A 22,927-nucleotide genomic window follows, 5' to 3' on the forward strand; every position below is an offset into this window, starting at 1 on the left:
AAGAATTGGCGAGCGGATGGTCGGAGGGCGGTGCGAGGATGCTGCCATGGCAAAGGAATTTCAGGTGACTTACGACTGTGCCGATCCGGGCATGGTCGCGGCCTTCTGGGCCGAGGTGCTGGGCTACAGCTTCCAGCCTCCGCCGGAGGGCTTCTCCGACTGGGCGGCCATCACGGATCCGGACGGCAAGGGTCCCCGGATGTACTTCCAGACGGTCCCGGAAGGGAAGACGGTGAAGAACCGTCTGCACCTGGACGTGCGCTCGGCGCCCGGTCTGACCGGGGACGAGCGGATGGACGCGCTGGAGGTGGAGGCCGCCAGGCTGGAGAAGCTCGGGGCCAAGCGGCTGTACCGGCTCGAATCCGACGACGAGAACGAGGGGATCATCGTGATGGGCGACCCCGAGGGGAACGAGTTCTGCCTGGACTGAGGGCGGAGAGCCGCAGGGAGCAGCGCTACACAGCCCGCATCGCGTGTGACCTCACAGCGGGTTGAGTAGCGCTACTCAGGCGCCCGGGGGCCGGCCCGCCGCACGATGGGACCGGCGCCGAAGCGGCGCGACCGAACCGTCCAGGAGGAACCGACCCATGCGAGACAACCGCCCCCGCGCAGCCGTCCGGCTCACGTTCGCCAACCCCGTCTCGCTGGTGTACCTGACGGTCGTGGCTTCGCTCCCCCTGCTGGTCAGCCCGTGGACCGAGGGCCAGGCCTTCGCGGACGTCTGGCTCGCCATGGCCACCGCGCCCAGTAGCCTGCTCCTGCTGCTGCCCGACGCGATGACCGGCCTCTCGGGCTGGGCGACCGCGTACCACTACACGGCGCTGGTCCTCTCCGCGCTGATCAACGCCTTCCTCCTCGGCCTTGCCTACCGGGCCCTTCGGAGGAACCCGGCACGGCAGGGCCTCACCGCCTGACCGCTCAGTCGAACCAGCGGTCCCGCGCCAGTTCCGCCGTGCGGGACGGGTCCTCCAGGAGGGCCGCCACCTCGAAGCGGCGCGGCCATTGGCCCGCCGACCAGGCCAGGCCCGCCGCCACGCCCTCCAGGGTCGCCGCGTGGAGGACGCCGTCGGGGGTGACCCGCCAGTCCAGCTCCACGCCCGCCGCGCGGAGCTCCTCGTGCTCGATGTACGAGGAGGGGGTCGACGGGCCCAGAAGGGCGTGGACCGAGTGCGGGACGTCGTGTTCCTCGCCGACCGTCGTCACCTCCGCCTCGAAGGCCTCGCTCAGGCGGCGGACCTGGAACAGCTCGGCCAGGTCGGCCGCGCGGGACGGGGCCACCGGGAGGAGCGGGGTGTCCCCGGTGAGCGGGAGGAGGTCCGGGGCGTCGGCCACCAGGGCTTCTGCCGCGTCCACCACCACCAGCTCCCCGTCCACGACCGCGCGCAGCTCGTCCGGGAGCGTCACCTGCTCCGGGTCCAGGTCCGCGAGGGCCGTGTAGAGGGCGTGCAGCTGGGGGGCCGTGACCTCGCGCTCCGGGTCCGCCAGGCGCGTCAGGAGCTCCGCCGCGCCGCCCGGCTCCTCCAGGAGCGCCGCGACCGACGTGCGGACGCCCAGCGCCCGCAGGACCTGCTCGTCGTCGAAGCCGGTCGCGTCGGCGGAGTCGTACAGGCCCACGAGGAGCGGGTCCGAGCCCTCGGCCCGCAGGCCCGCCGGGCGGCGGCCGTCCAGGACCGGGTGGTCCCGGAGCCACCACGCCGTGTACGAGCGGACCGTCTCCGTCGTGCCGTCCGGGAGGAGGACCCGTACGGGCTGGGTGAGCGCGTCCCGGAGCGGGGGCTGCGCCAGCAGCGCGAGGGCCTGCGGCCAGGCCTCGTCGTCGACCAGGTCCAGGTCCCGTACCGCCACGATCTCCGTCGCCACCGGCGGCACCGGAGACTCCGGCAGGCGGTCCAGGACGTCCTCGCACCACACGTCGACCGCGTCGAGCAGCCCGGCGTCGTCCGGCTCCGGGTAGTCGCCCTCCCGCGGCTCGACCTCGTCCGGGTCGAGGACCAGGTCCGTCGCCCGGACCAGGGCGAAGTTCGCCAGCACTCCGCAGGCGGCCAGGGGGCGTTCACCCCAGCGCGCGGCCAGCTCGGCGTCCACGAAAGGCAGTTCGTCCTCGCGCATCACCGCCGCGAAGGCCGACCCCGGCAGCACCAGCTCGCCCGCCGGGGAGAGTTCGCCGTCCTCGTCGGGGAGGGCGAGGGCACCGAGCCAGGGCTCGTCGCCCGGGTCGAGTTCGGCGTCCCGGACCAGGGCGAGGACCGTGTCGGCCAGCTCCTCCGCGTCGAGGGTCTCGGCGTCCTCGTCCCAGATCTCCCCCGCGTCGAGGGAGGCCGCGACCGCCGCCCGCACCTGCGGGGTCGTCAGGACCGCGCGGGGCGTGGCGGGCAGGGCGCCCAGCTTCTCCAGGAGCGGGTGCGCCGCCTCCGGGTGCGCCACCTTCAGGCCGAGGCGGGTCAGCTCGGCGGGGGTCCTGTCCTGCGGGAGCAAAACCTGGCGGGGGCCGATCGTCGTGCGGACGCGGAGGGCGTCGGCGTCGTCCGCGAGCGGCACGGGAAGGCCCGTCAGGCGGTCCGGGTCGACGCCGGCGAGGGAGTCGTAGAGCCGCCACCACCACGTCGGAGCCCTGTCGACGCCGGCGAGGCGGTCGATGGCCTCGGTGAGGGGGACCCGGCCCACGCCGAGGGTGCGGAGCTCGGGGCGGCGCTCCAGGCCCGCCGGGAGGAGCGTCGGGAAGACCTCCGCGAGGACGTCGACCGTGTCCGCGCCGGCGCCCTCCGCGACCTCGGCCTCGATGGGCCGGAGCGCGGGCAGCTCCTCGGTCGGGGCGGCCGGCGCCAGGAACGCCACCCTGGGCAGCCGCTCCAGGATCGCCTCGCGCAGTGCCCCGTCGAGCGCCCCCTTGCCGAGCGGGCCGGGCACGAGGTCGAGGGTCGCGGTCGTCACCGGGTGCCAGTCGGCGAGGAGTTCGGCGTACGCGTCGGCCGCGCGCTGCACCAGGAAGTCGGTGAGCGGGCCGGGCGCCGGGTGGCGCCGCGCGGTGTCCAGCGGCAGGGAGGCGATGAGCAGGGCGGGGATGCCGAGCGGCTCGTCGGTGGGCGTCGGGGCGTGCACGACGGGTTCGGTACGGGGGTGGCTCGGGGCGCCCTCGCCGTCGACGGGCACGGCCCAGGTGACGGCCCAGTGCGGGCGAAGGCGCTCCTCCACCGGGCGGTCCTTGAGAAGTTCGGCGTCGAGGGGCCCGGTGTGGGAGACGGTCCGCCAGCGGTGGGTGCCGGTCGCGGTGTCGTCGATGCGGACGTAGCCGTCGTCCTCGGAGCGGCGGAGGGTCCGTACCCCTTCGGCCGTCTCGACGACGATCTCCGCGAGACCGGGGAGCGTGAGGAGCAGGGCGTCGTCGACCGAGGCGAGGAGTCGCTCGGCGAGGTCCTGGGCGGCGGAGTCCCGCAGCGGGAGGACGACGACCGTGTCGTAGCCGTCGGGCGCGGTGCCCTCGGCGGGCAGCGGAAGACGCAGGAGGGGTACGTGGCCGTCCCGGCGGCGCAGTTCGTCGCCCAGGCCCGGGCTGTACCGGGCGGATTCGGCGGCGAGTTCGCGGGCTTCCGCGAGGGACCAGCGGACGCCGCCGTGGCGGCCGAGGACGGCCGGCTCGTCGGAGACGGCGAGGACGGCGGCGAAGCCGACGCCGAAGCGGCCGACGGCGCCGGCGCCTTGCTCCCGCTTGGCGGAGGCGCGGAGCGTGGACAGCGACTCGGCGCCCGTGGCGTCCAGCGGGGCGCCGGTGTTGGCGGCGGCGAGGGCCGCGGGGCCCTCGTGGTCCGCGGGGTGGAGGGTGAGGCGCAGGCGTCCGGTGACACCGGCCCGGCGGGCGGCGTCGGCGGCGTTCTGGGCGAGCTCGACGACGAGCCGGTCACGGTAGCCGCCGAGTGCGAGGTCCTCCTCGGCGTTGGCGTCCTCCCGGAACCGGGCGGGCGAGGCGCCCCAGGCGTCGAGCACTCCCCGCCGCAGCCGTGCGGTGCCGAAGGGATCGGTTCCGTCGGTCGTCGTCCGGACGCTGACGCTCACGTCTGACTCCACTCTGCGGGGGCGGTGATCTGGGAGATCATCGGGCGGTGACGCTGCCGGACCCTAAGGTCCGGGGCCCGAAAGGTACCGCGCCCCGCCCCGCCCCGGCCGCCGGGGCACGTCCGGGCCCCGGGGCGCGCGGAAGCACATCCCCGGGGGCGTGGCGGAGGGACCCGACAGGAATTGCCGGACAGGCCCTACGAGTGGCCGAGGTCCTCGGAGGAGTCGTCGGGCTCCGTGGTCGAGCCGGAGTCCTTGGCCGGGCGGAGCGGGAAGGCGTCCGCGCCCATCGAGTCGAGGACCGGGGGCGCCGGGCGCGGGGGCTTCGGCATGACCGCGGCCTCCGAGTGGCCCCCGCAGCCGTACGCGAGGGAGACGACCCGGCCGTCCGCCGGGGAGAACTCGTTGGCGCACACGCCGAAGGCCTGCTTCAGGGAGCCGGCCAGCGGCACCAGGAACGCGCAGGACTCGCAGGACGCGGGCGCAGCCTGCGCCATCGGCGTCTTCGCGCCGAAGCTCTCGTCCCAGCGGTCCGCGGCCACGTGCAGCCCGTACCGGGACAGGACCCGGGCCCGGCGCATGCCGAGCTCCTCGGCGACCGAGGCGATCGCGCCCCGGGAGGGCGTACGGGAGACGATCTCGGCGTCCTCGGCGTCGAGGTGGTCCGCCAGCTCCTCCGAGACCGCCGAGTTCGGCGGCGGCGCGTCCTCGCCCGAGTAGCCGGGCTCCAGGCGCAGGTCGTCCTGCTCCGTCGGCAGCAGGTCGCCCGGGCCCATGTCGCCGGGGCGCAGGCGCTCGCTCCACGGCACCCACTCGGGGGCGAGGAGGGCGTCGGAGCCGGGCAGCAGGACGGTTTCGTCAAGCGTGACGTTCTTGGCGCGGGAGGCGCGGGTGACCGTCACCGCCCAGCGCCAGCCGCGGTAGCCCGGCTCCTGGCACTCGAAGAAGTGCGTGACGACCCGGTCGCCCTCCGCGACGACCTCGACGTGTGGGCCGACGATGCCGGGCGCGGCCGCCTCCTCGGCGGCCTCCCGCGCGAGGTCTACGGCCTCGACGCACAGGCGGTCGGGGGTACGCGTGGCTCGCGGGGTACGCGGGGCACCGCTTCGCGTCGTCGCAGCACTCACAGGTCTCGCTTCTCTCCTACGCCGTCTCACGGGTGCGCCGGCCGAGGGGCGAAAGCGAAGCCACGGGCGGCGGGCGGAGCGGACCTGAGGGCCGCATCGACGTCCGCACCCGACTTGTCTCGCGTGTCTCGGGCACACCTATCGCCATCCATTCTGCGGGATGCCGAAGAGGCGCGCGGCCGAGAACTTCCGCCGGTGACGCGCTACGCACGCTACCCCGTTCGCGGGCCTCCGCCCACCTGCCCGTCTCAAGTGGCCCGCATCGCGGACGGCCGGGACCGCGCCGATGCCGCTCCACGGCTGCCGTGTCGCCGCCTCCGGGCCGCTTTCGTACGGGCCTTCGAACAACCTTCGTACAGGCCTCGGACCGCCGCCATACGGGCTTCGAACCGCCCGCCGTACGGGCTTCGCAAGGCTTTCGCCCCGCCGCCGTACGGGCTTCGTACGGCCCATCGCCCCGCCGCCGTACGGGCTTCGTACGGCCCATCGCCCCGCCGCCGTACGGGCTTCGCAAGGCTTTCGCCCCGCCGCCGTACGGGCTTCGTACGGCCCATCGCCCCGCCTCCGTACAGGGTCCGTACGGCCTTCGTACCGCCGCCGTTCGCCGCGCCACGGTTCGTCCGGCGCGCCGGTGGGGCACTATGACGGAGTGGCAGCCGCACGGTCTCCCGCACGATCCGAAGATCATGCCGGACCGCTCCGCCGAGCGGGCCGGTCGGTCGGACGCGCCCTGCACCTGCCCTTCACCGGGACCGCGCGAGGCATCCGCAAGGCCACCCACGCCCACGGCGCGGGCGAGTCGGGACTCGGGAAACTGATCGAGCTCCACGCCGTGAACGGCGCCGGGGACGTCATGATCACCGTCGCCCTCGCGTCGACGGTCTTCTTCTCCGTGCCCACGGACGAGGCCCGCGGCCGCGTCGCCCTCTACCTCGCCGTCACGATGCTGCCCTTCACGCTCCTCGCCCCCGTGATCGGCCCGCTCCTGGACCGCATCCCGCACGGCAGGCGCGCGGCCATGGCGGGCGCGATGCTGACCCGCGCCGTCCTCGCGATCATGATGTCGGGCGCGGTCGCCACCGGCGGCCTGGAGCTGTACCCGGCGGCGCTGGGGGTCCTGGTCGCCTCGAAGGCGTACGGGGTGGTGCGCAGCGCGGTCGTCCCGCGCCTGCTCCCACCCGGGTTCTCGCTCGTGAAGGCGAACTCCCGGGTCACCCTGGCCGGGCTGCTCGCCACCGGCATCGCCGCGCCCATCGGCGCGGGGCTCCAGATGATCGGGCCGGGCTGGCCGCTGTACGGGGCGTGCGCGCTGTTCCTGCTCGGGACGTTCTGGGCGCTGCGGATGCCGCCCAAGGTGGACTCGGCGAAGGGTGAACGGCGGGCGCACCTGCTGACGCACGGTGAGAAGAAGCCGAGCCTGCGGACGGTCGGCCCGTCCGTCCTGCACGGCCTGGAGGCGAACGCGGCGCAGCGCATGCTGTCGGGTTTCCTGATCTTCTTCCTGGCGTTCCTGCTGCGCGACCATCCGCTGTCGGGGCAGAGCGCCGCCGTCTCCCTGGCGATCGTGGGCGTCGCGGCGGGCGTCGGGAACGCCTGCGGCACGGCCGCCGGCTCGCTCCTGCGCGACCGGGGCCACGGACCCGAGGTGATCATCGCCACGATGATCACCGTGGTGTGCGCGACGGCGATCTGCGCGGCGATCTTCTTCGGCGGCCTGATGGTCGCCGTCCTCGGCGCGGTCGCGGGCCTCACGCAGGCCTTGTCGAAGCTGTCCCTGGACGCGCTGATTCAGCGGGACGTGCCCGAGTCGGTGCGGACCTCCGCGTTCGCCCGCTCGGAGACGGCGCTGCAGATGGCGTGGGTGGTGGGCGGCGGGATCGGCATCGCGCTGCCGCTGAACGGACAGCTGGGCATGGCCGTGGCGGCCGGGATCCTGGCGCTGGGCGCGCTCCTCGCCGTCCGCGGCCTGCTCGCCGCCGCCCGCCGCAACCCGGGCCCACCGGGCCCTCAGGGCCGGTCGAAGGCACGGGTGGCGTAGGGCCCGGGGGCGCCCGCCCGAGGTCCGGGGGCGCTCGACCGGAGGCCTGAGGGCGCCCGCCCGAGGTCCGGGGGCGCTCGACCGGAGGCCTGAGGGCGCTCGACCGGAAGCCCGGGGGGCTCGACCGGAAGCCCGGGGGCGCCCGCCCGAGGCCCTTCTTCCGGTGTTGCGGGATTCCGCTCCCGAGACCACGGGACCCTCTCCCGAGGTCACGGACCGGCGGCGCGCCGTACCCCCGCGTGGCGCGGGCGCGGCGGCCCGATAGCCTTCGGCTCATGACCGTTGCGTTCTTCTCCGGCTCGCGCCGCCGGGCCGCCGTCGCCCTCGGGGCCGTCTCCGCCGGGCTCCTCGTTCTCTCCGCCTGCGACAAGCCGACTCCGATCGCGACCGTGACGGTCGGGTCCGACTCGATCCACTCCGAGGCCGCCTGCTACAACGACGGCGACGCCATCAAGGAGTCGCAGATCCAGCAGTGCCTCAACAAGAAGGCCGAGAAGTCCATCACCGTCGCGATGGACGACAAGATCCGCTTCGGGGTCGACCCCGACATCGCGGACAACGGCTGGACGATCTTCCTCGGCGGCCAGCAGGCCGAGCCCGAGCCGTACAAGAAGACGTACCGGACCATTCCGGCCAGCGCCTTCTTCTCCAGCCAGACCGGCGAGGCCACCGACAACACCCAGGTGACCATCGTCGAGAACACCGGCAAGAAGCTGACCGGCATCTGGCACTTCCAGCTGAAGAAGGAATCCTGATCCGCCGGTGGTCCACCGGATCCTGATCGTGACGGCCGTGGCGGCGGAGGCCGACTCCGTCGCCGCCGGCCTCGGTCACGACGCCCGGAACGCACCGCGAGACACCGTCCGGGAACCCGCCTGGGAGCCCGTACCGCTCCCGGGTGGCCTCACCCTGCGCCGCCACGCCGACGGAGTGGATCTCCTCGTCGGCGGCGTCGGGCCCGCGGCCGTGGCCGCGGCGACCGGGACGGCGCTCGCCTGCGCCTCACTCGCCGGGGCCGGATCCTGCTCGGGCTCCGGCGCCCCCTACGACCTCGTCGTCTCCGCCGGGATCGCCGGCGGATTCGCACCCCACGCTCCGCTCGGCACCGTCGTCGTCTCCGATGCGATCGTCGCCGCCGACCTCGGCGCGGAGACCCCCGACGGATACCTCGCCGTCGAGGAGCTGGGCTTCGGGCGGTCCGCCCACCCCGTACCGCACTCCCTCACCGAACCCCTCGCCGCCGCGCTGCGCGCCGGCGGCCTGCCGCACGCCGTCGCGCCCGTCCTCACCGTCTCCACCGTCACCGGCACGGCCGGACGCGCCGCCGAGCTGGCCGGGCGCCACCCGACGGCCGCCGCCGAGGCGATGGAGGGCTTCGGCGTCGCCGAGGCCTCCGCCGCCTACGGCGTACCCGTCGTCGAGATCCGGGCCGTGTCGAACGCCGTCGGCCCGCGCGACCGCGCGGCCTGGCGCATCGGGGAGGCCCTGGACGCGCTGAAGAAGGCATTCGCCCTGCTGGCCCCGCCGCTCCTCACGCCCCCCGCCGGCCCCGCCCGGCTCCCGAACCCCACCCCCTCCGTGGAGGCGAAGTGAAGCTCAAGATCGCCTACTCGCCCTGCCCGAACGACACCTTCGTCTTCGACGCCTGGGCCCACGGCCGCGTCCCCGGCGCCCCGCGCCTGGACGTGACCTTCGCCGACATCGACGTCACCAACGGCTGGGCGGAGGGCGGCACCGACGACCACGACGTCCTGAAGGTCTCGTACGCCGTGCTGCCGTGGATCCTCGACGAGTACGCGCTGCTGCCCTGCGGCGGCGCGCTCGGCCGGGGCTGCGGGCCGCTCGTCCTCACGCGCGAGGGTGATGTGGACCTGACGGGGAAGACGGTCGCGGTGCCGAGCGAGCGCTCGACCGCGTACCTCCTCTTCCGGCTGTGGGCGGCCGAGACCGTGCCGGGAGGAGTCGGGAACGTCGTCGTCATGCCGTTCCACGAGATCATGCCCGCCGTCCGCGACGGCAAGGTCGACGCGGGGCTCGTCATCCACGAGGCCCGCTTCACCTACCAGAACTACGGCCTGCACTGCCTCGCCGACATGGGCGAGCACTGGGAGGCCACGACCGGGCTGCCGATCCCGCTCGGCGCCATCGTCGCCCGCCGCTCCCTGGGCGAGGACACCCTGCGGCTGCTCGCCGAGTCGGCCCGCACCTCCGTGCGGATGGCCTGGGACGACCCGGTGGCCTCCCGGCCGTACGTCCTGGAGCACGCCCAGGAGATGGACCCGAAGGTGGCCGACCAGCACATCGGCCTCTACGTCAACGAGTTCACGGCCGACCTGGGCGAACACGGCTACGCGGCGGTCCGCGGCCTGCTCACCCGCGCCGCGGCCGAGGGACTCGTACCGCCCCTCGGCCCGGACTCGCTGTCCTTCCCGTAGGCCTCCCGCCTACACGTCGAGTTGGTCCGCCACCGCGCGGAGCAGCCCGGCGATCTTCTTGCCCTGGGTCTTCTCGGGGTAGCGCCCGCGCTCCAGCGCCGGAGTGATGTTCTCCAGGAGCGTCGTCAGGTCCTGCACGATGGAAGCCAGTTCGTCGGGCTTGCGGCGCTGTGCGGCGGCGACGGACGGCGTCGGATCGAGGATCGCCACGGAGAGCGCCTGGTCACCACGCTGACCTGCGACGACTCCGAACTCGACCCGCTGGCCCGGCTTCAGTGCGTCGACTCCGGCAGGGAGTACCGACGAGTGCACGAAGACGTCGCCGCCGTCGTCACGGGAGAGAAAGCCGAAGCCCTTCTCACTGTTGAACCATTTGACCTTGCCGGTAGGCACGTCTGTCCTCGTCCTCGTACTCGTCGCTGGGGATGGCAAACGGCGGGTCGACCGACCCGCCGGCACCAAGGCTAGTGCTCCGGCGGCCGCTGACACGACGCCGCCGAAGTGTTCGTACGGCCTGGGAACTACCCTGACTGGATGCGTAGTGAAACCCCTGCCGGACCGGTGAACGACAGCGCGCCGGGTGACGGCCTCGTCAAGGCCGGTGTCGTGCTCTTCGGCATCGGCGCGGTGGCCACGCTGGTCACGGTGGCCCCGCTGTTCCTCGGGACCGAGCCGTTTCCCACCGTCGCGTACACCGTCTCCATGCTCATGGGGGTCGGATTCGCCGTCGCCGCCGCCGGGGTGCTCCGGTCGATCGCGGCCCAGCGGCGGCAGGCCCGCGAGGGTGCGGCCGCGGGCGTTCAGGCGCGGTAGGTCTCCAGCCACGGGCGGAAGTCCGTCAGGTCCGTGAGGACCACGTCCGCGCCGGCCGCGCGGAGCTCCTCCGGGGCGCAGGGGCCGGTCGCGACGGCCACCGCGAGGGCACCCGCCGTGGCGGCGCCGCGGACGTCGCCGACGTGGTCGCCGACGTACACCTGGGCGTCGTGGGCGCGCAGGGCCTCGGCCTTGCCCTCGGCCCACAGGCCGCCCACGACGGCGTCCGGCTCGATGCCGAGGTGCGCGAGGTGCAGCTCGGCGTGCGGGCCGTTCTTGGCGGTGACGACGATCGTGCGGCCGCCCGCGTCGCGCACGGCCTGGATCGCGTCCCGGGCTCCCGGCATCGGGGGCGAGGGCTCGATCGCGTACGCCGGGTAGAGCGCGCGGTAGCGGGCCACCATCTCCTCGACCTGCTCCTCGGGGAACCAGTACGCCATCTCGTGGTGGAGCGGCGGGCCGAGGCGGGTGACGACGAGGTCGGCGTCGATCTCCGCGCCGGTCTCCGCGGCGAAGGCCTCCCAGGCGGCCTTGATGCCCGGGCGGCTGTCGATCAGCGTCAGGTCGAGGTCGAAGCCGACCGTGAGGGGGGACGGGGAGGCAGCGGGCCGGTGGGGCTGGTTCGTCGTCGTCATGCGGCCCATTCTGCGGGAGCCGGGTCCGCGCGTTCGAATAATCCGTGCTGCTTACACTGAGGCGAGCCTTACCGAACCTCGCCCTCCGCCGATGGGTCCCCATGCCAGCCGCTTTCCCCTCCAGACGCGTCCTCGCGACCTCGGCGGCTGTCGTCGCCCTGCTCCTCGCCGTCCTCCTGAGCCTCACCGTGGGCGCCCGCGCCATCGCCCCCTCCACCGTCCTCGACGCCCTGCTGCACGGCGGGACGAGCGACGACGCCGAGGTCGTACGGCAGCTCAGGGTCCCCCGTACGGTCATCGGCCTCATGGTCGGCACCGCGCTCGCGCTCGCCGGCACCGCGCTCCAGGGCATCACCCGCAATCCGATCGCCGACCCCGGCATCCTCGGCATCAGCCAGGGCTCGTCGGTGGCCGTGGTCCTCGCCATCGCCTTCCTCGGCGTGCACGACCTGAGCGGGTACGTGTGGTTCGCCTTCGCCGGCGCCGCGCTCGCCTCGGTCGCCGTCTACGCCATCGCCTCCGGCGGGCGCGGCGGGGCCACGCCCGTGAAGCTGGCGCTCGGCGGCGCCGCGATCAACGCGCTCCTGCTCTCCGTCACCACCGGTGTCCTCACGACCCGGGCCTCGGCGCTCGACGAGTTCCGGTTCTGGCAGATCGGCTCGCTCGACGGGCGCGACGCCGGGATCATCGGCCAGATCTGGCCCTTCCTGCTGCTCGGCGCGGTCCTCGTGCTCTCCGTGGCCCGCGGCCTCGACGCGCTCGCGCTCGGCGAGGACGTGGCCAAGGGACTCGGTCAGCGGGTCGCGACCGTGCGGATCGTCGGCGGTCTCGGCGCTACCGTCCTGACCGGCGCCGCAGTGGCCGCCGCCGGGCCCGTCGCCTTCGTCGGCCTCGCCGTCCCGCACATCGCGCGGGCCGTCGTCGGCTCCGACCACCGCTGGGTCCTGCCGATGGCCGCGCTGACCGGTCCGGTGATGCTGCTCGTCGCGGACGTCGCCGGGCGGATCGTCTTCCCGCCGGGCGAGGTGCCCGCCGGGGTGATGACCGCGCTGATCGGCGTGCCGTTCCTGGTCACCCTGGTGCGGCGGAAGGCGGTGCCCGCATGAGCGGCACCACCGTGGTGCGGCCCGCCGGCTACGGGGTCGTGCGCGCCGGGCGGGGCTCGTTCCTGGTCCACCGGCGCTCGGCCCTCGTCGCGGGCGGGCTCCTCCTGCTCCTGGCCGCCGCCTCCGTCGCGTACCTCTGCGTGGGCGAGCGGTTCGTCGGCCCCTCGGAGGTCGTACGGATCCTCCTCGGCGAGTCGTCACCGTCGGCGTTCGTCGTGGCGGAGCTGCGCGAGCCGCGGCTCGTCGCCGCGCTCGCCGTCGGCGCCGCCTTCGGGATCGGCGGCGCCCTCGTCCAGACCGTCGCCCGCAACCCCCTCGCCAGCCCCGACATCATCGGCATCAGCCAGGGTGCGGGCGTGGTCACCGTCGCCGCGATGACCTTCGGCATCGGCTCGTACGCCGCGCTGCCGTACCTCTCGATCGCGGGCGGGGTCCTCGCCGCCGCCCTCGTGTACGTCTTCGCCTGGCGCGGCGGGCTGCACGCGACCCGCTTCGTGCTCATCGGCATCGGTTTCGCGATCGCGCTGCGGTCCCTCACCACGCTCTTCATGACGAAGGGCGACTACCTCGTCGCCCAGCAGGCCCAGATCTGGATGACCGGCTCCCTCAACGGCCGGGGCTGGGACGAGTCCGCGCCGATCCGGTGGACGCTGCTCCTGATGCTGCCCGCCGTGCTGTGGGCCGCCCGCGCCCAGCGGACGGTCTCCCTCGACGACGACACGGCGACCGCCCTCGGCGTCCGGCTCGGCCGGGTCCGCCTCGGGCTCGTCGCCGTCGGGGTCGTCCTCGCGTCGGTGGCGACGGGCGTCGCGGGGCCGGTCGACTTCGTCGCCCTCCTCGCGCCGCAGATCGCCCGCCGCATGACGCGGACCGCGCAGATCCCGCTGCTCTGCTCCGCGCTCGCCGGCGCGGTGACCGTGGTCGTCGCGGACCTGCTCGCCCGGCGGCTCCTCTCCCCCGTCGAACTCCCCGTGGGCGTCCTCACGGCGGCGGTCGGCGCCCCGTATCTGATCTGGCTCATCGTCCGGAGCCGTACCGCAGGAGGTAACGCGTGAGCAGCAGGCTGACCGCGCGCGGGCTGACGCTCGCCTACGAGGACCGGACCGTCGTCGACGAGCTGGACCTCGCGATCCCCGACGGCAAGGTCACGGTGATCGTCGGCCCCAACGCCTGCGGCAAGTCGACCACCCTGCGGGCGCTCGGGCGGCTCCTCAGGCCGGCGGGCGGCGCGGTCCTCCTCGACGGCGAGGAACTGGCCAAGCTGCCCACGAAGCGGATCGCCCGCTCCATCGGGCTTCTCCCCCAGACGCCCGTCGCGCCGGAGGCCATCACCGTCGGCGACCTGGTCTCCCGGGGCCGCCAGCCGCACCAGGCCTGGTGGAAGCAGTGGTCGGAGGAGGACGAGCGGGCCGTCACGGACGCCATGGAGCGCACGGACGTGGCCGCACTCGCCGACCGGTCCGTCGACGCGCTCTCCGGCGGCCAGCGGCAGCGCGTGTGGATCGCGATGGCGCTCGCGCAGGAGACCGACCTGCTCCTCCTGGACGAGCCCACCACCTATCTGGACATCTCCCACCAGGTGGAGGTCCTCGACCTGGTGCGCCGGCTCAACCGGCTGCGCGGCCGGACCGTCGTCCTCGTCCTGCACGACCTCAACCAGGCCGCGCGGTACGCCGACCACCTCGTCGCCATGAAGGCCGGCCGGGTGGTCGCGGAGGGGCCCCCGGAGGAGGTCGTGACGGCGGAGCTCGTACGGGACGTCTTCGGCCTGGAGTCGGTCGTCGTCCCGGACCCGGTCACGGGCTCGCCGCTGGTGGTGCCGGGGGCTCCTTGGCACGCGGAGGTCGTGCGATAGCGGAGCGGTGTCTGCGGCTGTAGAGCTGCGGCTACGGCAGTGTCGGGCGGTCGGTCGCGGTCGGCGATCTGCGATCAGTCGGCCGGCGATCGATCGGTCGATCGGTCGATCGGTCGATCGGCCGGCCGGCGGTTGGTCGGTTGGTCGGCCGGTCGGCGGCCGGCCGGCGGATGGTCGGCCGGCGGTTGGTCGGCCGGCGGTTGGTCGGCCGGCGGTTGGTCGGCCGGCGGTTGGTCGGCCGGCGGTTGGTCGGCCGGCGGTTGGTCGGCCGGCGGTTGGTCGGCCGGCGGTTGGTCGGCCGGTCGGCGGTCGGTCGGTCGGCGGTCGGTCGGTCTCAGTGCTTGCGGGAGCGCCAGAGCAGGAACAGCGCCGAGGCCACGGCCGCGCCCCGCAGTACCCAGGGCCAGGTTTCGGAGACCGCCGCGCCCATCGCCTCGCCGCCCGGGGCCACGGCCTCGCCCCAGCGGCCCTCGACGCGGCCCCACAGCCAGACGATGCCACTCGCGGCGGCGAGGCCGGGGATCACGAGGACGGCGCCCTTGACCTCGCCGGGGGTCAGCCGGCGGGAGGCGTACGCGAGGAGCCAGCCGACGGCGAGCGCGAGCAGCGAGCCGAAGACCGCGCCGCCGATCAGGAGCAGCGCGGCGAGCAGGACGAAGGGGTTCGCGAGGCGCGGGCGGGCGGGGGCCTCCGCCGTCTCCCCGGTCTCCTCCTCCAGGCCGGCGTCGAGGTCGTGGGCGGGGGCCGCCTTGCGGCGCAGGACGACGCGGGCGGCGCGGCGCCACCGGCCGGGGCCGGCCTCCTCGTCCCCGGACTCCTCGGTGTCGGCCTCGGGGGCCTGCGGCTCGAAGAAGAGGTCCGGGCGCTCGATGCCGCCGACGAAACCCGGCAGCCCTTCGGTCACGTCGACCTCGGTGGCGCGGGTGGCGTCCGTACGCCACCAGTCGGGGTCCATGTCGCCGTCGCGGGGCGGCGGGACGGAGGAGGAGGGCGGGGACTGCCGGGCGGGCGGTTTCGCTGGGGTCTTCCCGGCCTTGCCGGGAGCCTTGGCCGGCTGGGCCGGCTGGGCCGGCTGGGCCGTCCTGGCCGCATCGGTCGCCTTGGCCGGCTTGGTCGGCTTGGCCGGCTTGGTCGCCTTGGCCGACCTGGTCGTGTTGGTCGTCTTGGTCGTCCCGGGAGCCCTGGTCCGTGGTTTCGGGAGCGGCGGACCCGCCGCTCCGGCCGCTCCGGACGCTGCTCCCGGGCCGTCCTCCGCCCGTTCCACGACCTCGTCCGGCGTACCCAGCGCGCCCAGGATCCCCCGTACCGCCGCCGGGCTCTCCTCGCCGTACGTCGCCCGGCGCCGGTCGATCTCGTTCCGCAGCGTCGACACCAGCCGCATCCGGTCGCTCGCCGGCAGCTGCCGCTGCTGTGCCAGATCGCCGACCCGGCTCAGATAGTCGTAGACCAACTGGTCGCTCTCGATCCCCACGGTGCCCCTCCACGGCCGGTTCGCCCGGTACGACCCGACGGTAGCGCGCGGGCAGGGGCTAACGTGGGGCGGATGGGGATCGGTGAGCTCGACCGGGAGGCGCACGTGGCCGAAGCATCTGGTGCCGCGGCGCCGCGCACGCTCGCGGAAGCGCTGCGTGCGCGGGGCGACGACGGCCTGGCCGCGCTGCTGCGCGCCCGGCCGGACCTCCTGGGGCCCGTGCCGAACGACCTGACGCAGCTGGCGACCCGCGCCGGCACGCGCGGTTCCGTGATCCGGGCGATCGAGCGGCTCGACCGCTTCGCCCTCCAGACGGCCGAAGCGCTCGCGGTGGGCCCGGACCCGACCCCGTATCCCGTACTCCTCGGGCTGCTCGCCGGCGACGAGGGCGACCCGGAGATCGAGGCGGCGCTGCCCGGCGCGGTCGCCCTGCTGCGCGAGCAGGCACTCGTGTGGGGCGAGGACGAGCGGCTGCGGCTCGTCCGGACCGCGCGGGAGCTGCTGGCGCCCTCGGCGCAGCACCCGTCGCCGACCGGGCTCGGGCCGACGGTCGCCGAGGCCACGTCCGGGATGTCGCCGGGCCGGGTGCAGGAGATCATCACGGCGGCCGGGCTGACGCCGACGCACGACCCGGTGTCGGCGGTGGCCGCGCTGACGGAGCTCTTCACCGACCGGACGCGGATGGGCGAGCTGCTCGACACGGCGCCGTCGGAGGCGCTCGCCGTCCTGGACCGGCTGGTGTGGGGTCCGCCGTACGGGGAGGTGACGGCGAACCCGGCGCCGCCCGTGCGCTGGCTGCGCGACCGGGGGCTGCTGCTGCCGGTGTCGGCGCGGACGATGGTGCTGCCGCGCGAGGTGGCGCTGCACCTGCGGGGCGGCCGGGCGCACCGGACGCCGGATCCGGTGGCGCCGGAGCCGGTGGTGCGGCGCGACTACCGTCCACAGGTTGTGGACAGCGCCGCCGCCGGGCAGGCGTACGTGGCGCTCGCGACGGTCGAGGAGCTGCTCAAGTCCTGGGACCGGGGCGGCCCGCCGGTCCTGCGCGCGGGCGGACTGGCCGTGCGGGACCTCAAGCGGATCGCCGCGACCCTGGACGTCTCCGAGCAGATCGCCTGCTTCTGGCTGGAGCTGGCCTACGGGGCGGGGCTGCTCGCCTCGGACGGCGAGGCAGACGAGCGGTACGCGCCGACGCCCGCCTACGACGACTGGCTGGACCTGCCGCCCGCCGAGCGGTGGGCGCGGCTCGTCACGCCGTGGCTGGACGCGACCCGCACATCGGGTCTGGTCGGCGGGCAGGACGCGAAGGGCCGGACGCTCTCGGCGCTCGGCCCGGACCTGGACCGGTCGGCCGCCCCCGAGGTGCGGCACCGGATCCTCTTCCTGCTCGCGACGCTCCCGCCGGGCTCCGCCGCCGACCCCGAGTCGCTGCTCGCCCGACTGCGCTGGGAGCGGCCGCTGCGGGGCGCCGAGGGCTCGGCGTCCGCCGGGGCCGCGACCGTGCGGTTCCGGATCGCGAGCTGGACCCTGGAGGAGGCCGAGCTGCTCGGGCTGACCGGGCGCGGCGCGCTGTCCGGCCCGGCCCGCGCGCTCCTCAACCTGCCGCTCGCTGAGGCCGCGACCGCCGCGGAGCCGGGCGGCGGGGTGGAGCTGTCGGTGGCCGCGACCCGGGCGGCGACGCTGCTCGCGCCGCTGCTTCCGGAGGCCGTCGACCACGTCCTCCTCCAGGCCGACCTGACGGCCGTGGCGCCGGGCCCGCTGCGGCGGCCGCTCGCCGACGCACTGGGCGTCCTCGCGGACGTGGAATCGAAGGGTGGTGCGACGGTCTACCGGTTCACGCCGGGCTCCGTGCGGCGCGCGCTCGACTCGGGCCGGACGGCGACGGACCTCCACGAGTTCCTCGCGAAGCACTCGACGACGCCCGTCCCGCAGCCCCTCGCCTACCTCGTGGACGACGTCGCCCGCCGCCACGGCCACCTCAAGGTGGGGGCGGCCTCGGCCTACGTGCGCTGCGACGACGACACGGTCCTCGGCGAGATCCTGGCCGACCGCCGGTCGGCGCCCCTGGGGCTGCGGCGCCTCGCGCCGACCGTGCTCGCGGCCCAGACGGACCCGGTGTCGCTGCTGGACGGTCTGCGGGCGCTGGGGTACGCGCCGGCGGCGGAGTCGGCCGAGGGCGACGTCCTGATCGCCCGCGCCGACGCGTACCGCACCCCGGCCCGTACGGCCCCGGTCCCCGTCCCCGACGGGCCGCCGTCCCCCGACGACACCCTCCTCACCGCGGCGGTCAGGGCCATCCGGGCCGGTGACCGGGCGGCGACGGCGGTCCGCAAGGAGCCCTCGACGCCGACGGCCGCCGGCACCCTCCCCCGCACGTCGGCGGCCGAGACCCTGGCCACGGTCCAGGCGGCAGCGATGACCGGTTCGGCGGTCTGGATCGGCTACGTCAACGCGGAGGGCGCGGCGAGCCAGCGGGTCATCGCCCCGGTCCGCGTGGAGGGTGGCTTCGTGACGGGCTACGACCACACGGCCGACGAGGTCCGCACGTATCCCCTGCACCGGATCACGGGCGTCGCGGAACTGGCGGACGACCAGGTGTGACCCGGGCCCCGCATCAGGCAGACTGGAGGATTGGCCGTTACGGGAACGGCCGGGTGCCGGAAGGACCTGATCGCACGTGAATGGGCCACTCATCGTCCAGAGCGACAAGACGCTGCTCCTGGAGGTCGACCACGAGCTCGCCGAGGCGTGCCGACGGGCCATCGCGCCCTTCGCGGAGCTGGAGCGGGCGCCCGAGCACATCCACACCTACCGGCTGACGCCGCTCGGGCTGTGGAACGCGCGTGCCGCCGGGCACGACGCCGAGCAGGTCGTCGACGCACTCGTCGAGTACTCCCGCTACCCCGTGCCGCACGCGCTGCTCGTCGACATCGCCGAGACGATGGACCGGTACGGGCGGCTCACGCTCTCCAAACACCCCACCCACGGGCTCGTCCTGACCAGCACCGACCGGCCCGTCCTGGAGGAGATCCTCCGGTCGAAGAAGGTGCAGCCGCTGGTCGGCGCGCGGATCGACGAGGACACCGTCGCCGTGCACCCCTCCGAGCGCGGGCAGATCAAGCAGACGCTGCTGAAGCTCGGCTGGCCCGCCGAGGACCTCGCCGGGTACGTCGACGGGGAGGCCCACCCGATCGAGCTCGCCGAGGACGGCTGGACGCTGCGCCCGTACCAGCGGCAGGCCGTCGACGGCTTCTGGCACGGCGGTTCCGGGGTCGTCGTGCTGCCCTGCGGCGCCGGGAAGACGCTGGTCGGGGCCGGGGCGATGGCCGAGGCCAAGGCGACCACGCTGATCCTGGTGACCAACACCGTCTCCGCCCGCCAGTGGAAGAGCGAGCTGGTCAAGCGGACCTCGCTCACCGAGGACGAGATCGGCGAGTACAGCGGGACGAAGAAGGAGATCCGGCCCGTCACCATCGCCACGTACCAGGTCCTCACGACCAAACGGAAGGGCATCTACCCGCACCTGGAGCTCTTCGACTCCCGCGACTGGGGCCTCGTCGTCTACGACGAGGTGCACCTGCTGCCGGCGCCCGTCTTCAAGTTCACCGCCGACCTCCAGGCGCGGCGGCGGCTGGGGCTGACCGCGACCCTCGTCCGGGAGGACGGGCGCGAGTCGGATGTCTTCTCGCTGATCGGGCCCAAGCGGTTCGACGCGCCGTGGAAGGAGATCGAGGCGCAGGGCTACATCGCGCCCGCCGACTGCGTCGAGGTCCGGGTCAACCTCACCGACTCCGAGCGGCTCGCCTACGCGACGGCCGAGCCGGAGGAGAAGTACCGCTTCTGCGCGACGACCGCGACGAAGCGGAAGGTGACGGAGGCCCTGGTGAAGAAGTTCGAGGGCCAGCAGATCCTCGTCATCGGGCAGTACATCGACCAGCTCGACGAGCTCGGCGAGCACCTGGACGCGCCGGTCATCAAGGGCGAGACCTCGAACAAGGAGCGGGAGCGGCTCTTCGACGCCTTCCGCAACGGCGAGATCAGCGTGCTCGTCGTCTCGAAGGTCGCGAACTTCTCGATCGACCTGCCGGAGGCGACGGTCGCGATCCAGGTCTCGGGCACCTTCGGCTCGCGCCAGGAGGAGGCGCAGCGCCTCGGCCGGGTCCTGCGGCCGAAGTCCGACGGACACCAGGCGCACTTCTACTCCGTCGTCGCGCGCGACACGATCGACCAGGACTTCGCGGCGCACCGGCAGCGGTTCCTGGCCGAGCAGGGGTACGCGTACCGGATCGTCGACGCGGACGAACTGCTGGCTCCTTAGGTCCTGTCGTCAAACTCCCGTCGTCCGCCCGAAGGGCGGCTTCGCCCGGTGCGGCGAGAGTGCGTGCCTGGGGGCACCTCCCAGCGGTAGCTGGGGGAGCGTTGCGGGGCAGACGGGAATTTGACGACACCCCCTAGGGCGGGCGACCCGGGCCCGGGGCCGGTCAGTCCAGGGTCTGGAGGAGGACCCCGAGGATCCCGAGGGCGTACTGGGCGATGACGAGGGCCCGGCGGGGGGTCGTCGCCATCAGGCTCCGAGGGGCGGCCAGGGCGACGACTCCGGCCGCCGCGGCGATGGGGAACATCCAGAGGGCGGCGTCGGTGAAGGCGCCGCCCACTCCGTCGCCGCTGATGGCGTCGCCCATCACCAGGACCGCGGTGAGGAACAGCAGCGCGGCGAGGACGACGAAGCCGCCGAGGGCGACGAAGCGCAGCTTCCGGGTGGTGTGGACGAAGTCGTCGGTCGTGGGCGCGGGCGTGGTCGGCGTCATGTGCCGATCACATCAGGCGGCGGCCCGCCCACGACAGGCGTTCGCGTACTCAGTCGGGGCCGGGTGCGTACTCAGGGCGCGGGTTCCTGACGCCCGCCTCGGGCGGGCCGTAGTCGCCGAGGAGGACGACGCCGGCCGCCGCGCCGCCGAAGGCGCGTATCGCGCGGAACGCGGTGGCGAGGGGGCGGGTACGGGGCCGGGGGACGGTGGTCACGAGGGTGAAGGTCGTCGCGGTCATGCTTCCATCATGGAATCCGGACATTCCGAACACATCGGCCTGGGGGTGGAACCGGGGTCCGACTCACGACGGACCCCGACCCCTACGGGTCGGCGGCTGGGCGGAGCGGGTGAAAACGATTCGCCCCGCGCGTCCGGCCGGAGTTACACTCGCCAGCTTCCCCGCCTCCCCCGTGGAGAGCCGCCGTCCGGTTGGAAACCGGCGGCCACCTCGTCGTGTCCGCGTATCCACCTGCTCGGAGGCTTCACCGTGTCCGTTTCCGATCCGCTCGCGCGTGAGCGCGCCCATCTGACCGAGTCCCGCTCCGCGCTCCGCGCGATGCGTGAGGACGTCGAGGCGCTCGACATCAAGGACGTCACGGCGAACTGGGTCAACTCCCTCGTCCTGGGGCGGCAGATCGAGGACCGGATCAAGGCGCTCGCGGACCTCGCCGACACCCCGCTGTTCTTCGGGCGGCTCGACTACCTGCACACCACGCAGGAGGGGCAGCGCTTCTACATCGGGCGGCGGCACGTCCATGACGCCGACGGCGACCCGATGGTGATCGACTGGCGTGCCCCGGTGTCGCAGCCGTACTACCAGGCGTCGAAGAAGGACCCGCAGGACGTGGGGCTGCGGCGGCGCTTCGGCTACACGGGCGGGGAGCTCACCGCGTACGAGGACGAGCACCTCTCCGATCCGGCCGCTGAGACATTTTCCGGCTCCGCCGAGGGGTCGACGACGAGCCGGCTGCTCCAGGCGGAGATCGAACGGCCCCGCGTCGGCCCCATGCGGGACATCGTGGCGACGATCCAGCCGGAGCAGGACGGCATCGTCCGCTCCGACCTGTCGGGGACGGTGTGCGTGCAGGGAGGCCCCGGCACCGGAAAGACGGCCGTGGGTCTGCACCGTGTCGCCTATCTGCTGTACGCGCACCGGGAGCGGCTGGCCCGCACCGGCACCCTGGTCATCGGGCCGAACCGTTCCTTCCTCCACTACATCGAGCAGGTCCTGCCCGCCCTCGGCGAGCTGGACGTCCAGCAGGCGACCGTCGACGACCTCGTGGCGCACGTCGAGGTGCGGGGGACGGACGACGCGGCGACGGCGGTCGTCAAGGGCGACGCCCGGATGGCGGAGGTGCTGCGGCGCGCGCTCCGCTCGCACGTCTCCCTGCCGGAGGAGCCGCTGATGGTGGTGCGCGGCTCGCGCCGGTGGCGGGTGCCCGCGCACGAACTGGAGCAGATGGTCAAGGAGTTGCTGGACCGGGACATCCGGTACGGGGCGGCCCGCGAGGCGCTGCCGCAGCGGATCGCGCACGCGGTCCTGGTGCGGATGGAGGAGGCCGGCGAGGCGCCCGACGACCGGGTGCAGAACGCGGTCGCACGGAACCCCGCCGTGAAGGCCGTCGTGAAGGAGTGCTGGCCGCCGGTCGAGCCCGCGAAGCTGGTGCTGCGGCTCCTCGGCGACGCCGACTTCCTGGCGGAGCACGCGGAGGGGCTGCTCACGGAGGACGAGCAGAAGCTGCTGCTGTGGACGAAGCCGGCGCTGGGGTCCCCCATGCCGAAGGCCAGGGGAGTGAAGTCGGCGAAGTGGTCGGCGGCGGACGCGGTGCTGATCGACGAGACGAGGGACCTGGTCGAGCGGACGCACTCGCTCGGGCACGTGGTCCTCGACGAGGCGCAGGACCTGTCCCCGATGCAGTACCGGGCGGTGGGGCGCCGGTGCACGACGGGTTCGGCGACGGTCCTGGGCGACCTGGCACAGGGGACGACGCCGTGGGCCACGGAGAGCTGGTCGCAGGCGCTCGGGCACCTGGGCAAGCCGGAGGCGCTCGTGGAGGAGCTGACCGCCGGCTTCCGCGTGCCGCGCGAGGTCATCGCGTACGCCTCGCGGCTGCTTCCGCACATGTCGCCGGGGCTGGCGGCGGTGGAGTCGGTCCGTGAGAACCCGGGCTCGCTGGTCGTCCGCGCGGCCGGCGACCTCGACGCCGATGTCGTCGCGGCCTGCGTCGAGTCCCTCGTCCACGAGGGCTCCGTCGGCCTGATCGCCGCCGACGCCCGCATCGCCCCACTGGCACAGGCCCTGACGGCGGCCGGGATGGCGTACCTCTCCCCCGGCGAGGAGACGACCGCCGAGTCCCGGCTGACCCTCGTCCCCGCCTCGCTCGCGAAGGGCCTGGAGTACGACTACGTGGTCCTGGACGAACCGGCGGCGGTCGTCGACGGCGAACCCGACGAACGCACGGGCCTGCGGCGCCTGTACGTGGCGCTGACCCGTGCCGTGTCCGGCCTGACGATCATTCACTCGGCCCCGGTTCCGGAGCAGTTGGGCGATCTGTGAGAGCAGCCGGGGCCCGGCACCACGTCGGGCCCGCC

General features: G+C 74.2%; 20 protein-coding genes. 13 read left to right on the top strand and 7 right to left on the bottom strand.

Translation table 11 applies throughout. The annotated features are described in order from the left end of the window. Positions 1-46 precede the first annotated feature (46 nt). Together IE124_RS09315 and IE124_RS09320 are read left to right on the top strand one after the other, a co-directional pair. Positions 47-430 carry a VOC family protein gene (locus IE124_RS09315; protein ID WP_189506732.1) on the top strand — a complete coding sequence of 128 codons (384 nt, stop codon included), beginning with the start codon at positions 47-49 and terminating at the stop codon, positions 428-430. Between the two features lie 157 nt (positions 431-587). After that, complete coding sequence (locus IE124_RS09320) at positions 588-914, top strand: SCO4225 family membrane protein (protein ID WP_189506735.1); 327 nt, start codon at positions 588-590, stop codon at positions 912-914. Positions 915-918: 4 nt separating this feature from the next. On the opposite strand, the gene IE124_RS09325 is transcribed toward IE124_RS09320, so the two are convergent. Together IE124_RS09325 and IE124_RS09330 are read right to left on the bottom strand one after the other, a co-directional pair. Continuing rightward, the gene (locus tag IE124_RS09325; RefSeq protein WP_189506737.1) at positions 919-4,062 is read right to left on the bottom strand and encodes a sacsin N-terminal ATP-binding-like domain-containing protein; all 3,144 of its coding nucleotides are present in this window, start codon (positions 4,060-4,062) and stop codon (positions 919-921) included. A gap of 185 nt (positions 4,063-4,247) precedes the next feature. Beyond that, positions 4,248-5,177, bottom strand: coding sequence for a DUF3027 domain-containing protein (locus tag IE124_RS09330; protein ID WP_189506739.1), 930 nt, complete (start codon positions 5,175-5,177; stop codon positions 4,248-4,250). Between the two features lie 649 nt (positions 5,178-5,826). Between IE124_RS09330 and IE124_RS09335 the strand changes: the two genes are divergently transcribed. From IE124_RS09335 to IE124_RS09350, 4 genes are all read left to right on the top strand, one after another. Next, positions 5,827-7,215, top strand: a complete 1,389-nt coding sequence (locus tag IE124_RS09335; protein WP_229832310.1) for an MFS transporter — start codon at positions 5,827-5,829, stop codon at positions 7,213-7,215. A 275-nt stretch (positions 7,216-7,490) separates the two neighbouring features. Beyond that, entirely contained in the window at positions 7,491-7,970 is a 480-nt protein-coding gene (locus tag IE124_RS09340) for a DUF2771 domain-containing protein (protein ID WP_189506743.1), read from the top strand. Positions 7,971-7,977: 7 nt separating this feature from the next. Beyond that, the gene (locus tag IE124_RS09345; RefSeq protein WP_189506745.1) at positions 7,978-8,808 is read left to right on the top strand and encodes a futalosine hydrolase; all 831 of its coding nucleotides are present in this window, start codon (positions 7,978-7,980) and stop codon (positions 8,806-8,808) included. Continuing rightward, positions 8,805-9,650, top strand: a complete 846-nt coding sequence (locus IE124_RS09350; protein ID WP_189506747.1) for a 1,4-dihydroxy-6-naphtoate synthase — start codon at positions 8,805-8,807, stop codon at positions 9,648-9,650. Before IE124_RS09345 ends, IE124_RS09350 begins: the two co-directional genes overlap by 4 nt. 9 nt (positions 9,651-9,659) lie before the next feature. On the opposite strand, the gene IE124_RS35505 is transcribed toward IE124_RS09350, so the two are convergent. Continuing rightward, positions 9,660-10,043, bottom strand: a complete 384-nt coding sequence (locus tag IE124_RS35505; protein ID WP_033211384.1) for a cold-shock protein — start codon at positions 10,041-10,043, stop codon at positions 9,660-9,662. Between the two features lie 141 nt (positions 10,044-10,184). On the opposite strand from IE124_RS35505, the gene IE124_RS09360 reads away from it, so the two are divergent. Continuing rightward, positions 10,185-10,463 carry a hypothetical protein gene (locus IE124_RS09360; protein WP_189506749.1) on the top strand — a complete coding sequence of 93 codons (279 nt, stop codon included), beginning with the start codon at positions 10,185-10,187 and terminating at the stop codon, positions 10,461-10,463. Here IE124_RS09360 and IE124_RS09365 read toward each other — a convergent pair. Then, positions 10,451-11,107 (bottom strand): HAD family hydrolase, encoded by a 657-nt coding sequence (locus IE124_RS09365; protein ID WP_189506751.1) that lies wholly within the window; start codon positions 11,105-11,107, stop codon positions 10,451-10,453. The two genes, IE124_RS09360 and IE124_RS09365, sit on opposite strands and share 13 nt — an antisense overlap. Before the next feature lie 92 nt (positions 11,108-11,199). Here IE124_RS09365 and IE124_RS09370 point away from each other — a divergent pair, with 92 nt between their 5' ends. From IE124_RS09370 to IE124_RS09380, 3 genes are read left to right on the top strand one after another with little or no spacing between them, the layout of a single operon-like run. Then, a complete protein-coding gene (locus IE124_RS09370; protein ID WP_189506753.1) occupies positions 11,200-12,204 on the top strand; it encodes a FecCD family ABC transporter permease in 1,005 nt (334 codons plus the stop codon). Further along, the gene (locus IE124_RS09375) at positions 12,201-13,259 is read left to right on the top strand and encodes a FecCD family ABC transporter permease (protein WP_189506755.1); all 1,059 of its coding nucleotides are present in this window, start codon (positions 12,201-12,203) and stop codon (positions 13,257-13,259) included. The genes IE124_RS09370 and IE124_RS09375 overlap by 4 nt, the downstream gene beginning before the upstream one ends. Beyond that, positions 13,256-14,059: an ABC transporter ATP-binding protein gene (locus IE124_RS09380; protein ID WP_189506757.1), complete on the top strand. Its 804-nt coding sequence runs from the start codon at positions 13,256-13,258 to the stop codon at positions 14,057-14,059. The genes IE124_RS09375 and IE124_RS09380 overlap by 4 nt, the downstream gene beginning before the upstream one ends. Positions 14,060-14,393: 334 nt before the next feature. Here IE124_RS09380 and IE124_RS09385 read toward each other — a convergent pair whose 3' ends face one another. Then, positions 14,394-15,530: a hypothetical protein gene (locus IE124_RS09385; RefSeq protein WP_189506759.1), complete on the bottom strand. Its 1,137-nt coding sequence runs from the start codon at positions 15,528-15,530 to the stop codon at positions 14,394-14,396. Positions 15,531-15,602: 72 nt separating this feature from the next. Between IE124_RS09385 and IE124_RS09390 the strand changes: the two genes are divergently transcribed. Both IE124_RS09390 and IE124_RS09395 read left to right on the top strand, forming a co-directional pair. Then, positions 15,603-18,128 (top strand): helicase C-terminal domain-containing protein, encoded by a 2,526-nt coding sequence (locus IE124_RS09390; protein ID WP_189506761.1) that lies wholly within the window; start codon positions 15,603-15,605, stop codon positions 18,126-18,128. 76 nt (positions 18,129-18,204) lie between these two features. Continuing rightward, positions 18,205-19,845 carry a DNA repair helicase XPB gene (locus tag IE124_RS09395; protein WP_189506763.1) on the top strand — a complete coding sequence of 547 codons (1,641 nt, stop codon included), beginning with the start codon at positions 18,205-18,207 and terminating at the stop codon, positions 19,843-19,845. Positions 19,846-20,008: 163 nt separating this feature from the next. On the opposite strand, the gene IE124_RS09400 is transcribed toward IE124_RS09395, so the two are convergent. Together IE124_RS09400 and IE124_RS09405 are read right to left on the bottom strand one after the other, a co-directional pair. Beyond that, entirely contained in the window at positions 20,009-20,335 is a 327-nt protein-coding gene (locus IE124_RS09400; RefSeq protein WP_189506765.1) for a hypothetical protein, read from the bottom strand. A gap of 49 nt (positions 20,336-20,384) precedes the next feature. Then, the gene (locus IE124_RS09405) at positions 20,385-20,573 is read right to left on the bottom strand and encodes a hypothetical protein (RefSeq protein ID WP_017239332.1); all 189 of its coding nucleotides are present in this window, start codon (positions 20,571-20,573) and stop codon (positions 20,385-20,387) included. 249 nt (positions 20,574-20,822) lie between these two features. On the opposite strand from IE124_RS09405, the gene IE124_RS09410 reads away from it, so the two are divergent. Continuing rightward, positions 20,823-22,892 carry a HelD family protein gene (locus IE124_RS09410; RefSeq protein WP_189506767.1) on the top strand — a complete coding sequence of 690 codons (2,070 nt, stop codon included), beginning with the start codon at positions 20,823-20,825 and terminating at the stop codon, positions 22,890-22,892. The last annotated feature ends 35 nt before the right edge of the window (positions 22,893-22,927 follow it).

Source organism: Streptomyces narbonensis (genome assembly GCF_014649015.1).
Classification (GTDB): domain Bacteria; phylum Actinomycetota; class Actinomycetes; order Streptomycetales; family Streptomycetaceae; genus Streptomyces; species Streptomyces narbonensis.

Bases quoted from the DNA above. Each gene is read 5' to 3' on its own strand.
- IE124_RS09315 (WP_189506732.1), top strand. From the start codon at position 47: ATGGCAAAGGAATTTCAGGTGACTTACGACTGTGCCGATCCGGGCATG.
- IE124_RS09320 (WP_189506735.1), top strand. From the start codon at position 588: ATGCGAGACAACCGCCCCCGCGCAGCCGTCCGGCTCACGTTCGCCAAC.
- IE124_RS09340 (WP_189506743.1), top strand. From the start codon at position 7,491: ATGACCGTTGCGTTCTTCTCCGGCTCGCGCCGCCGGGCCGCCGTCGCC.
- IE124_RS09360 (WP_189506749.1), top strand. From the start codon at position 10,185: ATGCGTAGTGAAACCCCTGCCGGACCGGTGAACGACAGCGCGCCGGGT.
- IE124_RS09365 (WP_189506751.1), bottom strand. From the start codon at position 11,107: ATGGGCCGCATGACGACGACGAACCAGCCCCACCGGCCCGCTGCCTCC.
- IE124_RS09370 (WP_189506753.1), top strand. From the start codon at position 11,200: ATGCCAGCCGCTTTCCCCTCCAGACGCGTCCTCGCGACCTCGGCGGCT.
- IE124_RS09375 (WP_189506755.1), top strand. From the start codon at position 12,201: ATGAGCGGCACCACCGTGGTGCGGCCCGCCGGCTACGGGGTCGTGCGC.
- IE124_RS09390 (WP_189506761.1), top strand. From the start codon at position 15,603: ATGGGGATCGGTGAGCTCGACCGGGAGGCGCACGTGGCCGAAGCATCT.
- IE124_RS09400 (WP_189506765.1), bottom strand. From the start codon at position 20,335: ATGACGCCGACCACGCCCGCGCCCACGACCGACGACTTCGTCCACACC.
- IE124_RS09405 (WP_017239332.1), bottom strand. From the start codon at position 20,573: ATGACCGCGACGACCTTCACCCTCGTGACCACCGTCCCCCGGCCCCGT.